The organism is Myroides gitamensis, from assembly GCF_029894455.1.
Classification (GTDB): domain Bacteria; phylum Bacteroidota; class Bacteroidia; order Flavobacteriales; family Flavobacteriaceae; genus Flavobacterium; species Flavobacterium odoratum.
In genome coordinates, this window is sequence record NZ_JARYHN010000001.1 from 3,556,663 (window position 1) to 3,570,577 (window position 13,915).

9 protein-coding genes, 2 tRNA genes and 3 rRNA genes are annotated in these 13,915 nt (G+C 39.5%); 12 read left to right on the forward strand and 2 right to left on the reverse strand.

Annotation, left to right across the window (positions count from 1 at the left end; translation table 11 throughout):
• Positions 1–4: 4 nt before the first annotated feature.
• From M2306_RS15790 to M2306_RS15830, 9 genes are all read left to right on the forward strand, one after another.
• Complete coding sequence (locus tag M2306_RS15790) at positions 5–1,075, forward strand: type II asparaginase (RefSeq protein ID WP_259189441.1); 1,071 nt, start codon at positions 5–7, stop codon at positions 1,073–1,075.
• Between the two features lie 118 nt (positions 1,076–1,193).
• Positions 1,194–2,546 carry an anaerobic C4-dicarboxylate transporter family protein gene (locus M2306_RS15795; protein WP_259189442.1) on the forward strand — a complete coding sequence of 451 codons (1,353 nt, stop codon included), beginning with the start codon at positions 1,194–1,196 and terminating at the stop codon, positions 2,544–2,546.
• 28 nt (positions 2,547–2,574) lie between these two features.
• Positions 2,575–3,747: a porin gene (locus M2306_RS15800; protein WP_259189444.1), complete on the forward strand. Its 1,173-nt coding sequence runs from the start codon at positions 2,575–2,577 to the stop codon at positions 3,745–3,747.
• A 1,084-nt stretch (positions 3,748–4,831) separates the two neighbouring features.
• Positions 4,832–6,349: ribosomal RNA gene (locus tag M2306_RS15805) — 16S ribosomal RNA — on the forward strand.
• A gap of 71 nt (positions 6,350–6,420) precedes the next feature.
• Positions 6,421–6,494, forward strand: a tRNA-Ile gene (locus tag M2306_RS15810).
• Between the two features lie 87 nt (positions 6,495–6,581).
• Positions 6,582–6,655: transfer RNA gene (locus M2306_RS15815), tRNA-Ala, on the forward strand.
• A 122-nt stretch (positions 6,656–6,777) separates the two neighbouring features.
• Positions 6,778–9,656: ribosomal RNA gene (locus M2306_RS15820) — 23S ribosomal RNA — on the forward strand.
• A gap of 116 nt (positions 9,657–9,772) precedes the next feature.
• Positions 9,773–9,882: ribosomal RNA gene (gene rrf / locus M2306_RS15825) — 5S ribosomal RNA — on the forward strand.
• The 16S, 23S and 5S rRNA genes sit together here with 2 tRNA genes alongside, the layout of an rRNA operon.
• A gap of 203 nt (positions 9,883–10,085) precedes the next feature.
• Positions 10,086–10,412 carry a hypothetical protein gene (locus tag M2306_RS15830; RefSeq protein ID WP_147279645.1) on the forward strand — a complete coding sequence of 109 codons (327 nt, stop codon included), beginning with the start codon at positions 10,086–10,088 and terminating at the stop codon, positions 10,410–10,412.
• A 192-nt stretch (positions 10,413–10,604) separates the two neighbouring features.
• Here the strand turns inward: M2306_RS15830 and M2306_RS15835 are convergent, their stop codons facing one another.
• Both M2306_RS15835 and nadE read right to left on the reverse strand, forming a co-directional pair.
• On the reverse strand, positions 10,605–11,066 hold the full coding sequence (locus tag M2306_RS15835; protein WP_115091904.1) for a hypothetical protein: 462 nt from the start codon (positions 11,064–11,066) through the stop codon (positions 10,605–10,607).
• Positions 11,067–11,072: 6 nt separating this feature from the next.
• Positions 11,073–11,873 (reverse strand): NAD(+) synthase, encoded by an 801-nt coding sequence (gene nadE / locus M2306_RS15840; protein ID WP_259190338.1) that lies wholly within the window; start codon positions 11,871–11,873, stop codon positions 11,073–11,075.
• A 74-nt stretch (positions 11,874–11,947) separates the two neighbouring features.
• Here nadE and gldB point away from each other — a divergent pair, with 74 nt between their 5' ends.
• The 3 genes from gldB (at position 11,948) to M2306_RS15855 (ending at position 13,861) form a co-directional block, all read left to right on the forward strand.
• Entirely contained in the window at positions 11,948–12,928 is a 981-nt protein-coding gene (gldB, locus tag M2306_RS15845; protein WP_259190336.1) for a gliding motility lipoprotein GldB, read from the forward strand.
• Entirely contained in the window at positions 12,928–13,266 is a 339-nt protein-coding gene (gene gldC, locus M2306_RS15850; RefSeq protein WP_115091901.1) for a gliding motility protein GldC, read from the forward strand. The genes gldB and gldC overlap by 1 nt, the downstream gene beginning before the upstream one ends.
• Before the next feature lie 106 nt (positions 13,267–13,372).
• Positions 13,373–13,861, forward strand: coding sequence for a hypothetical protein (locus M2306_RS15855; protein WP_259190333.1), 489 nt, complete (start codon positions 13,373–13,375; stop codon positions 13,859–13,861).
• Positions 13,862–13,915 lie beyond the last annotated feature (54 nt).

Sequence of the window (13,915 nt, forward strand, 5' to 3'; positions counted from 1 at the left end):
TCATATGAAAAAGATCATCAACGTATTATTTGTTGTATTACTTGTTTTTCAAGTACAGGCACAACCGAAGAAACACAATCAAGCGACGAAAGAATTACCGCGTGTAATTATTTTAGCCACGGGTGGAACGATCGCTGGTGCAGGGGAGTCTTCTACGAAGGCTGCTTATACCGCGGGGAAAGTGCCGATCGATGATTTGTTGAATGCAGTGCCAGAAATGCACAATGTTGCTCAAATTAAAGGAGAACAAATTGCTCAAATCGGAAGTCAAGATATGAATGTAGAAACTTGGTTGAAGTTGAGTAACCGTATCAATGAGATTTTTGAGAAAAATGAAGCAGATGGTGTTGTGGTTACGCATGGAACAGATACACAAGAAGAAACAGCTTACTTTTTAGAGCTAACAGTAAAATCAGCAAAACCAGTTGTTTTAGTTGGGGCAATGCGACCTTCAACAGCAATGAGTCAAGATGGAAACCGCAATTTATTAGATGCAGTGATGGTAGCTGCTTCTCCTAATAGTAAAGATGTAGGTGTTGTAACAGCAATGAATGAAGAAGTATATGCCGCTAGAGATGTTACCAAAACAGTAACAACTAACATGGCTACATTCAAATCTAGAAATTTCGGACCTATCGGTTTAATTTATGATGGAAAAGTGAGTTACTATTATAAAACACTTCGTTCACCAGAACAAAAATTCGATGTAAAAGACTTGAAAAAATTACCTCAAGTAGAGATTGTATATGGATACGCAGACGCTAGTCCAAAAGCTGTAAATGCAGCAATCGAAGAAGGAGTAAAAGGAATCGTTTATGCCGGAATGGGAAATGGTAACTTCAATGCTCCTGTTGGAGAGGCTTTAGAAAGAGCAGTAAAAAATGGAATTGCAGTTTGTAGATCGGCTCGTGCAGGGGCTGGAAGAGTAACGCTATTTAATGAAGTAGATGATCAAGCGTTAGGATTTGTAGTTGCGGATGACTTAAATCCACAAAAAGCACGTGTTTTATTGATGTTAGCGTTGACTAAAACCAACAATCAAAAAGAATTACAAGATATTTTCTTTGCATACTAAATCCCGTCGAGTACATCAGAAGGGAATAATGGAAAGGGGGGAGCGTACAGAACACAAGTAGTTGTTCGCTCCCTTTTTTGTACCCATTGATGAGCTTGATCTCTTTAAATTGAATGTTATGTTATTGATTCAGTTTGCAATTTTAATTGCTATGATATTAATCGGTTCCCAAATGAAGGGAATTGGATTAGGTGTGATGGGTATGGTTGGGTTATTGATATTCGTTTTCATCTTTCAGATGAAACCCGGAGACCCACCTATTGATGTAATGTTAGTCATTATGGCTATTGTTTCTACTGCTGCCACTTTACAAGCATGCGGTGGATTGGATTACCTCGTTCGATTAGCTGAACGTGTGATTCGTAGTAACCCATCTAACATTGTGTTTATCGCACCATTTACTGTGTATTTTTTCTGTCTTTTCGCAGGAACAGCACATTTGCTGTATTCTTTATTGCCTATTATTGCTGAGGTAGCTACGAAAAAGAGAATCCGACCAGAACGACCATTGAGTGTTTCTGTTATTGCTTCTCACTTAGCTATTACGGGAAGTCCAATGAGTGCCGCAACAGCAGCATTTGCTGGTGCAAGTATTCTCGCTTATCCTGGAGCTTTAATTGATATTATGAAAGTATGTATTCCCGCTTGTCTAATCGGTATATTGATTACATGCTTAGTGGTCTTGCGCAAAGGAAAAGAATTAAAAGATGATCCTATTTTCATTGAAAAAATGAAAGATCCTGAATTCGCTAAAAGTTTATATGCGGATGAAGATGCCTCAGGAAATAAAAAACCATTAAAAAAAGGAGCCAAAACCTCTGTGGTTATTTTTGCTATTGCAGTTTTATTAATTGTGATTGCAGGAGCGTTTCCACAGCTATTGCCACAATTTGAACCAGGCGCTGCAAGTTTAGTTGTAAAAGCCAATGGAGAATTGCAAATGGTAAGTGTTATTAGTATGATTACACTTTCTGCCTCGGCATTGATGATGTTAATCACAAAAACAAGTGCGATTAGCGTGACCAAAGTAAGTTTGTTCTCTTCTATGGCAACTGCTGTTGTATCTGTTTTTGGTGTGGTTTGGATGAGTGCTACTTTTATGTCGCACAATGAGGTAGCTATTAAAGGCTTTTTAAGTGAGGTGGTTACCCTATATCCTTGGACTTTTGCCATTGCTGTATTTGTGTTAGGAGCCCTGATGTTTAGTCAGGCGGCAACGACAAAAACAATGATGCCACTAGGGATGGCTTTAGGAGTTTCTAATCCAGCTTTAATCGCAATATTCCCTGCTGTAAATGCAGATTTCGTATTGCCAGGTTATCCAACATTACTAGCCGCAATCAACTTTGATCGTACAGGAAGTACAAAAATTGGAAAATTCGTAGTGAACCATAGTTTTATGATCCCCGGATTAGTTGCTATTACTGTTGCTATCGCAGCAGGCTTCTTACTCGGGTCTTTTTTACTCTAAGGGACACTCACTTTAATAAAATGAAGCTATGAAAAAAATCTTATTATTTCTCGTGTTAGTTGTGCAAGTCGGTGTATTTGCACAAGAAACACAAACTAGTATGGATACTATCTCGAAACCCTTACTACCAGTAGAGAAAATCGACCTGTTGAAAAACGTAGATATGATTTTTAATATGCGTTTTGCTAATGATAATATGTTTCGAGATGGTAAATTTGAAGAATCATCCTTTAGTAATAACCAATTTCGATTAGAAATAAAAGGTAAGATTCACGAAAAAGTATATTTCAGATTTAGAGATCGTTATACGAAGAGTACAGATCCTGGAAGTAAAGATAATATTAGTAGAGCTACAGATATGGCGTATATCGGTGTTTTACTGACGCCTAAAACGCAACTGAACCTTGGTAAAATGAGTGCAGATTGGGGAGGATTTGAATTCGATTTAAATCCAATTGATATCTTGGAGTACAATGATATTATTGAAAATGCGGATAATTTCTTAACTGGGGTTGGAATTACACATCAAGTTTCCAATAATCACAGCTTCGGTTTGCAAGTTCTAAATTCTCGCGTATCTGATTTTGAAGATGTATATCGTGGAAAAATGCCAGAGGGAATCGAAAAAGCAAAAGCCCCTATGGCAATTGTAACCAATTGGAGAGGAAGTTTCTTTGATGGAAAATTCGAAACAATCTATAGTTATAGTTATTTCCAAGAAGCAAAAAACCGTGGAATGAACTATTATTCGATAGGTAATAAATACCACGACGGTAAATTTACCTTAATGTATGATTTGAAATACAGTAATGAAGGGATAGATCGAAAAGGAATTATTACAGGTATGATGCCTGGAGATGATGTTACAGCACAACAAGATGTTTCGTATTTAGAAAATTGGATCAAGGCTGAATATTTGATAGCTCCAAAAGTAAATGTAACCTTGACATTGATGAATAGCAATGCGTATGCTAAAAATTTGGTTGCAGAAAATAGTGGAGTAAGTCATATTCGTTCAAGCTATGGTTTTATTCCAACAGTAGAATATTTGCCATTTAAAAATATGAATATTCGTTTCTATGCTTCTTATGTAGGTAGATATTACAATTATTCAAGCTATGCAAAAGAGCATTTAGGACAAGAAAATTATAATACCGGCCGATTAAGCGTTGGTTTTATAGCACCATTATTGATTTTTTAAACATTATTGCACTTCGTTTATAGAGAAAGCTTCCTTCGGGGGGCTTTTTTTTTGTTGCTTTTCGCTTTTTTGTTTTTTTGTAAAATCGCGAAGTTGTTTGATTCTTTTTTTAAAGAAATTTTTATCTTTTTATAAGGGAGCACATGGCCATGTGCCCCTCCTTATATATATGTATATATATAAGGAGGCATCAAAAAACAAAAAATATCTTTCCCCCGTACGGGCAAATGGCCATGTGCCCCTATGCTCGAAACACTTTTTTCAAAAGAAAACCTTCTTTTATTAGATGCATCCCTCAAAAAAGCCCCTTGCGAAGAGGCAAAAAAGCGTCTACCTATATATATAAGGAGAGAATAAAAACCAAAAAATATCCTTCTCCCGTACGGGCACATGGCAATGTGCCTCTATGCTCGAAACACTTTTTTCAAAAGAAAACCTTCTTTTGCTTGATGCATTCCCCAAAAACGCCCCTTGCAAAAACGCAAAAAAGCAGCATCATCGCTCCACGCGATCCCAAACCATGAAAAAGTCAAAAAAACTTTTAGATGTAACGTGTATGATAATAGCGAGTTGCGACAATTATCGAAAATACTTTTAAAAAAAGGTTGCGTAAAGTTTGGAAGTGGCGAAAAAGGTGCTACTTTTGCATCCGCATTAAACAAGCAGACGTTCATAGAAAAGCAGTAGAAAAGACTTGAGATTAGCTAAAAAATATTTTTAAAAATAAATTTGGATAATCGAAATAAAGAGTCTTATCTTTGCAGTCCGCTTCAGTAAATACTGGGGTTAGCGAAAAGGGATGAAAAAATATTTTTCAAAAAAGTTTTGCTAATTCAAATAAAGTTTTTACTTTTGCACTCGCTTTGGTAAACAAGGGATGACGAAAAGAAGGAAAGAAAAAAATCTAAATTTTTTTTGTCAAATCAAAAAAGTTGTTTACTTTTGCACTCGCTTCGAAATTTAAGTAGAAGAGAGTTTGAAACACGATCATAGACATATTGGACAACAGCATACAAAATAAAGAGAGTAAGGTGATTTTAGGATCACGAATAAACTAGCTAACTTTTTACAATATTAAAAATATACGATGAAGAGTTTGATCCTGGCTCAGGATGAACGCTAGCGGCAGGCCTAACACATGCAAGTCGAGGGGTATAGAGAGCTTGCTTTCTAGAGACCGGCGGATGGGTGAGTAACGCGTATGCAACCTACCTTTTACAGGGGAATAGCCCGGAGAAATTCGGATTAATGCTCCATGGTTTATATGAGTGGCATCATTTATATAATAAAGATTTATCGGTAAAAGATGGGCATGCGTATCATTAGCTAGTTGGTGTGGTAACGGCATACCAAGGCGACGATGATTAGGGGTCCTGAGAGGGAGATCCCCCACACTGGTACTGAGACACGGACCAGACTCCTACGGGAGGCAGCAGTGAGGAATATTGGTCAATGGAGGCAACTCTGAACCAGCCATGCCGCGTGCAGGATGACGGTCCTATGGATTGTAAACTGCTTTTGTACGGGAAGAAATGTAATTACGTGTAATTATTTGACGGTACCGTAAGAATAAGGATCGGCTAACTCCGTGCCAGCAGCCGCGGTAATACGGAGGATCCGAGCGTTATCCGGAATTATTGGGTTTAAAGGGTTCGTAGGCGGTTTAGTAAGTCAGTGGTGAAATCTTATAGCTTAACTATAAAATTGCCGTTGATACTGCTAAACTTGAATAGTATGGAAGTAATTAGAATATGTAGTGTAGCGGTGAAATGCTTAGATATTACATGGAATACCAATTGCGAAGGCAGATTACTACGTACTTATTGACGCTGATGAACGAAAGCGTGGGTAGCGAACAGGATTAGATACCCTGGTAGTCCACGCCGTAAACGATGGATACTAGCTGTTCGGTTTTCGGACTGAGTGGCTAAGCGAAAGTGATAAGTATCCCACCTGGGGAGTACGTTCGCAAGAATGAAACTCAAAGGAATTGACGGGGGCCCGCACAAGCGGTGGAGCATGTGGTTTAATTCGATGATACGCGAGGAACCTTACCAAGGCTTAAATGTAGATTGACAGGTTTAGAGATAGACTTTTCTTCGGACAATTTACAAGGTGCTGCATGGTTGTCGTCAGCTCGTGCCGTGAGGTGTCAGGTTAAGTCCTATAACGAGCGCAACCCCTATTGTTAGTTGCCAGCGGGTCATGCCGGGAACTCTAACAAGACTGCCGGTGCAAACCGTGAGGAAGGTGGGGATGACGTCAAATCATCACGGCCCTTACGTCTTGGGCTACACACGTGCTACAATGGCCAGTACAGAAAGCAGCTACCAGGCAACTGGATGCGAATCTCAAAAACTGGTCTCAGTTCGGATTGGAGTCTGCAACTCGACTCCATGAAGCTGGAATCGCTAGTAATCGGATATCAGCCATGATCCGGTGAATACGTTCCCGGGCCTTGTACACACCGCCCGTCAAGCCATGGAAGCTGGGGGTACCTGAAGTCGGTCGCCGCAAGGAGCTGCCTAGGGTAAAACTGGTAACTAGGGCTAAGTCGTAACAAGGTAGCCGTACCGGAAGGTGCGGCTGGAACACCTCCTTTCTAGAGAAAAAAAGAGGTTGGTTTATTTACTCTCGCTGTTTGTTCAAATAAAAAAAATAAGTAATATACAGAGTCTCGTAGCTCAGCTGGTTAGAGTACTACACTGATAATGTAGGGGTCGGCAGTTCGAGTCTGCCCGGGACTACTAAGTATTACAAAGGAAATTCTAGAGGTTAGTTAAACCGTTGAAAGTTACTGTTGACTGTAAACTGTTAACCTGTAACCTTATAATGGGGGATTAGCTCAGCTGGCTAGAGCGCCTGCCTTGCACGCAGGAGGTCATCGGTTCGACTCCGATATTCTCCACAAGAACGCAAGTTCAAAACGATCATTGACATATTGTAACGACAAATACAGTTAGATAGTAATAGTAATATTATTATTTTAATAAAAATTTATAGAAAGTACGATTCGAAAGAATTGTAAGCACATAAGCAAAATAAGGGCGTATGGGGAATGCCTAGGCTCTCAGAGGCGAAGAAGGACGTGATAAGCTGCGAAAAGCTACGGGGATCGGCACACACGACTTGATCCGTAGATATCCGAATGGGGCAACCCACTATGTTGAAGACATAGTATCCGAATAGGAGGCGAACCTGCTGAACTGAAACATCTAAGTAGGCAGAGGAGAAGAAAACAAAAGTGATTCCGCTAGTAGTGGCGAGCGAACGCGGAATAGCCCAAACCAATGTTGTTACGGCAATATTGGGGTTGTAGGACCACGATATTTCTTGCGGATTGAATTAGAATTACCTGGAAAGGTAAACCGAAGAGGGTGATAGTCCCGTATAAGTAAGAGAAGATAAGGATAGTGGTATCCTGAGTAGGTCGGGGCACGTGAAACCCTGATTGAAACTGGCGGGACCATCCGCTAAGGCTAAATACTCCTGAGAGACCGATAGTGAACCAGTACCGTGAGGGAAAGGTGAAAAGAACCGTGAATAACGGAGTGAAATAGATCCTGAAACCATACGCCTACAAGCGGTCGGAGCCCCTTTGTGGGGTGACGGCGTGCCTTTTGCATAATGAGCCTACGAGTTACCGTTGCTGGCAAGGATAAGTGATTAAGTCATGGATCCGTAGCGAAAGCGAGTCTTAATAGGGCGCTTTAGTCAGTAGTGGTAGACGCGAAACCGTGTGATCTACCCATGGGCAGGTTGAAGTTTAGGTAACACTAAATGGAGGACCGAACCGTTTAACGCTGAAAAGTTTTCGGATGACCTGTGGGTAGGGGTGAAAGGCCAATCAAACTCGGAAATAGCTCGTACTCCCCGAAATGCATTTAGGTGCAGCGATGATCATAGTTACTTAGAGGTAGAGCTACTGATTGGATGCGGGGGCTTCACCGCCTACCAATTCCTGACAAACTCCGAATGCTAATTAATGATAATCATCAGTGAGGGCATGGGTGCTAAGGTCCATGTCCGAGAGGGAAAGAACCCAGACCATCAGCTAAGGTCCCCAAATGTATGCTAAGTTGAAAAAACGCGGTTTGATTGCCCAGACAGCTAGGATGTTGGCTTGGAAGCAGCCATTCATTTAAAGAGTGCGTAACAGCTCACTAGTCGAGCGATCGAGCATGGATAATAATCGGGCATAAGTATACTACCGAAGCTATGGATTTACGTTTTAAACGTGAGTGGTAGGGGAGCATTCTATCGACGTAGAAGCCGTATTGTGAGATATGGTGGAGTTTATAGAAAAGAAAATGTAGGCATAAGTAACGATAAGGGGTGCGAGAAACACCCCCGCCGTAAGACTAAGGTTTCCTGAGCTATGCTAATCAGCTTAGGGTTAGTCGGGACCTAAGGCAGACCCGAAGGGGGACGTCGATGGCCAACGGGTTAATATTCCCGTACTACTAATAATTGTGATGGAGTGACACAGTGATGAAAGCACCGCGAACTGACGGAATAGTTCGTTGAAGCACGTACCTATATTCCCTATAGTAAAATGCGTAGGGGATGGAGAAATGCGATAGTACTCAGCGTTTTCGAACAACGAGATAGTGTGCCTAAGGGCTGTCAAGAAAAGCTTCTAAACTTAGATTATTAGTACCCGTACCGTAAACCGACACAGGTAGTCGAGGAGAGTATCCTAAGGCGCTCGAGAGATTCATGGCTAAGGAACTAGGCAAAATAGACCTGTAACTTCGGGAGAAAGGTCGCCAGCGCAAGCTGGCCGCAGTGAAAAGGTCCAGGCGACTGTTTATCAAAAACACAGGGCTCTGCAAAATCGTAAGATGAAGTATAGGGCCTGACACCTGCCCGGTGCTGGAAGGTTAAGAGGAGATGTTATCTTCGGAGAAGCATTGAATTGAAGCCCCAGTAAACGGCGGCCGTAACTATAACGGTCCTAAGGTAGCGAAATTCCTTGTCGGGTAAGTTCCGACCTGCACGAATGGTGTAACGATCTGGACACTGTCTCAGCCATGAGCTCGGTGAAATTGTAGTATCGGTGAAGATGCCGATTACCCGCAGTGGGACGAAAAGACCCTGTGCACCTTTACTATAGCTTAGTATTGTTCTTGGATAAGTGATGTGTAGGATAGGTGGGAGACTTCGATCCTGCGTCGCCAGGCGTAGGTTAGTCATTGTTGAAATACCACCCTTTGCTTATTTGAGATCTAACTCTGCACTGCAGAGGACATTGCTTGGTGGGTAGTTTGACTGGGGTGGTCGCCTCCAAAAGAGTAACGGAGGCTTCTAAAGGTTCCCTCAGCACGCTTGGTAACCGTGCGTAGAGTGCAATGGCATAAGGGAGCTTGACTGGGAGACTAACAAGTCGATCAGGTACGAAAGTAGAGCATAGTGATCCGGTGGTTCCGCATGGAAGGGCCATCGCTCAAAGGATAAAAGGTACGCCGGGGATAACAGGCTGATCTCCCCCAAGAGCTCATATCGACGGGGGGGTTTGGCACCTCGATGTCGGCTCGTCACATCCTGGGGCTGGAGAAGGTCCCAAGGGTTGGGCTGTTCGCCCATTAAAGTGGCACGCGAGCTGGGTTCAGAACGTCGTGAGACAGTTCGGTCTCTATCTACTGTGGGCGTTAGAAATTTGAGTGGATCTGATTCTAGTACGAGAGGACCGAATTGGACCAACCTCTAGTGCATCTGTTGTCTCGCCAGGGGCATCGCAGAGTAGCTACGTTGGGCAGGGATAAGCGCTGAAAGCATATAAGTGCGAAACCCACCACAAGATGAGATTTCTTTAAAGAGCCGTTGAAGATGACAACGTTGATAGGCTATAGATGTAAAGGCAGTAATGTCATAGTCAAGTAGTACTAATAGCTCGTAAGCTTATGTGTACTCCCTCTACTAATAAGTAGAGGGAGGGCAACTTTCTAAAATGAAATAAGTATTTGTTACGTTATAATATACCGAATTAGTTATAGGATCCGAGAGGAATTTATAACAACCGCTTTAGGGTGGTTATTGCGGCGGGGCTCACCTCTTCCCATTTCGAACAGAGAAGTTAAGCCCGCTAGCGCAGATGGTACTGCCACATGGTGGGAGAGTATGTCGTCGCCCTTCTTTTGAAAAGCCTGATTACGTAAGTAGTCAGGCTTTTTTGTTTTATACCGGTTTGGAAAGTGGAGATTGGAAAGTGGAAAAATAAAGGTGTATAAAAATTGTACTTTATGTTAATTAGAAAATAAAAGTAAGATTACTTAATTGTTTTTGTTACTTTAACATAAATCAATTTAAATTATCATATTATGAAAAGATTAATGACTATGAGTTTCCTTTTTATTGGAACTTTTTCGATGTTAGCAAACGGTAACCCTATAGAAACGCCCAAAGAAGAGCAGGTGCAGGGGCTAGTGAATTGTTATAAATTTGAGGTGAGTATAGTTCAGTTAGTTAATTTACGTCCAGTAAGCCCACCAGTGTATTATTCAGAATATGGGATGTATACTGAAGAAGGTGCAATTCGGGCAGCAGAACTCTTACATGAACGTTTTCCGACAACATTAAAAAACAATACAGGGCAAGTAGCCGAGCTTGGATATAGAATAGTTGATTCTTCGTATTGTACTTCTGGAATTTTTTCTAAGAACTAAATATAATATAGAAATAAAAAAAGAGGTTGCCTAAAAAGCCTCAAAAATAAAACCTCGTCTTTTCTTAGACGAGGTTTTTTCATTGTTTGTCTTTAAATATAATTAGCTTAAAGGTGCAACCAAAAAATGAGAAAGATAAATTTAAAAAAAACGTCGTTTAACTAAGTTTAAACGACGTTTTTTATTATGAGGTTACCAAGCAAAGCTTTCTCTTGTTTCTACAAATACAGGATCTAAAGGATGTAATTTAGGTACTAATGCATTATAGGTTACATATTTAGGTCTTCCGCCTCTGTTTTGGAGAAATTCTACAAATAACGTATACTCATTGTATCGATTCTTCTTGTAGACATATTTAATGTCTTCCGTGTTAGATTGTACCCAGTATTGGCCAATAATAAGATCAAAGTATCTAAAATCAACAGCGGCATAACAACCTTGTACTAAATCTCTATAGTCTCGGGTATTCGTAATAATTGTAAATTCATTACCTTTAAGGGTAGGAACAAACAAATTGTCTTTTGTATTATAACAACCATATTGCTCTAGGCCCTCGGTTTTAATAAATACATCTCTATCATAATAGTCGTCTGTAGTTGTACAACCTGCAAATAACAAGGCTGCTCCTAAGTATAAACAGTATTTTTTTATCATAGCTTTTTATTTTAATTCGTTTGGAATGGTACAAACGGGTATTGGGTTTATTTTATGTTGATTGATTCGATTGAGTCGGGTGTAAATAGCGAATACTTCTTTTGCTCTCCCTTGAAAATCCTCTAGTTTTTTTCCTTGTTCTGCCGCTAGCATTGCTTGCTCTAATTCATCGTAATTGGCCCCTAGTTGATCTTCATCTGAGCGATCATCACCAAATAAGCCATCCGTAGGTTTTGCTTGAATTATACTTTGCGGAACTTGAAGGTATTTACCAATTAAGCGTACTTGCGATTTTAATAAATCGGCAATAGGGCTAATATCTACACCGCCATCTCCATATTTAGTAAAAAATCCAACGCCGAAATCTTCAATCTTATTACCTGTACCTACTACCAAATAACCGTGTATACCCGCATAATAGTACAAGGTAGTCATGCGTAATCTCGCTCTCGTATTCGCTAAAGTTAGGTTTAATAAGGATTCATTATCACTAGTTGGTAATTGTTGTTTAAACAATTCAAAGGTTGTTGTTAAATCCGATTCTACAGCACTAACTTGACTGAAATTCTGTTTTAAAAAATCTAGGTGCTCTTTGGCTCTGCTAATTTGTGAAGCTGCTTGGTGTATCGGCATTTCCACACAAAGTAAAGGCAATCCTGTTAAAGCACATAAGGTCGAAGTAACTGCAGAATCAATTCCGCCAGATATTCCAATAGTGAATCCCTTTATGCCGCTTTCTTGTGCATAATTTTTAAGCCATTCGACAATGTACTGTGTTACTGCTTCGGTTTGAAAGTTTTGATTCATCTTAGAAAATTTGTGATTGATATGTAGTTCTTCTTTTTATATTTGTAGGTATTAGAAAATAATTCAAGAATACTATGTTCAAAATTAGTAAAATATCTTTACCCTTATTGGTGGTTTCTAGTTTTTTTGTGTTGAGTTGTGGTGATTCAAAAACGAAAGTAGACAAAGAAGTTGAACAAATCCCCATGGATGTTACGGTCGCTCGTTTTGACCAAGAATTTTATACAGGAAAGGATGAAGAGTTTCAGCGTTTGAAAAAGCAATATCCTTACCTATTTCCTGCAAGTGTAGCTGACGAAGCTTGGTTAGAGAAGAAACAAGATACTATTTTTAAAGAACTTTATCAAGAAGTAACGAAACAATACAGCGATTTAAAATCTTTGCCAGAAGATTTGAAACGCTTGTTTCAGTATATTAAATATTATTATCCAGAAGAATCAGATCACAAGAAAGTAATTACGCTTATTTCAGAAGTTGACGTAGCTGCAAAAGCTATTTATGCAGATACCTTAGCTTTGATTAGTTTGGATACATATTTAGGGAAAGACCATCATTTTTATAAAGGATTTCCTGCGTACACGCTAACAACTTTTAAATCATCTCAAATTTTGCCTGATATGGCTGAAAGTTTTGTCATTCAAAAGTTGCCAAAAACAATGGATCGTACGTTTTTAGGAACGATGATTCACCAAGGGAAGTTGATGTACACAAAAGAATTATTGTTGCCAGGAGTGCCTAAAGAATCACTTATCACGTATACGAAAGAGCAATTGGATTGGTGTAAAGCAAATGAATCTCAGATTTGGCGTTATTTTGTGGATAATCAACTATTTTTTGATACCGATGGTAAGCTCGTGACTCGTTTTATTGAGCCTGCGCCATTTAGCAAGTTTTACTTAGATATTGATAATGATTCACCTGGACGTGTTGGGGTTTGGATTGGTTGGCAAATTGTTCGTTCATTTATGGAAAATAATAACGTAACTTTGCAAGAACTTTTTGCAATGCCTGCAAAAGATATTTTTGAAAAATCAAAGTATAAACCGAAGAAGTAATGAGTAAAAATCACATTTCTGATATCAATATTAGAGTAGAATTAGATGAAAATCGCGTTCCAGATAAATTAACTTGGACGGCTAAAGATGGTGGAGTAGACAGAGCAAAATCCAAAGCAATGTTATTGTCTATTTGGGATCATGCGGCACAAGAAACGTTGCGAATTGATTTGTGGACGAAAGATATGCCAGTAGATGAGATGAAAAAATTCTTTCATCAGACTTTAGTTGCGATGGCAGATACGTATGAGCGTGCAACGGAAGATGAGAAAATGGCGGCAACAATGCGCGATTTCTGCGAGTATTTTGCTGAGAAAACCGATTTGATCGATAAATAATAGAAAAGGGTGATTTTATATTAAAATCACCCTTTTTGTTTTTAGTATCCGTTTTTATATTTTTTTACCTTATGTTTGACAGATACAATGTTATCATTAGATTCATATGATGAGATATTTATTTTTAACCATGTTTCTGTTTTTTACTGTGTTTGTACAAGCGCAACATAAACCAGAAGCGGTATTGGCCAATGAATTATACGATAAAATAGAGCAAAGGAATAGACCTTCTTTTATCGTGTATTGGAATCCCAACTGTGAAACCGGAGAAGAGAGTTTATTAGAATATCAAGAGGTAATTAATACCTATAGCTCGAAAATTGATATCTATGTGATTGGTCTTACTAATATGTTCGATTTAATCGCTGATATGTCAAAAAAAATTGGACTCGATTATCCTTTGTATTATTTAGGAGGAGATAAATCCAGAAGTTTAAGGCTCCGAAAAGAGGAGTTTTCAATTGAATTGCTGCGATTAATGAAGCAAGAGGGAGAGGATTTTGATACGATCTATATGCAAGATTTAGATCATGTAGAACAAGTGAATGATATTTTCGAAGTTGATTATACGAGGTTAAATGCCCTGTTTAAATAGGTTGTGTATAACGAGTAAGCTTAAAATACAACGTGCAAGTTTTTATAGCGCACT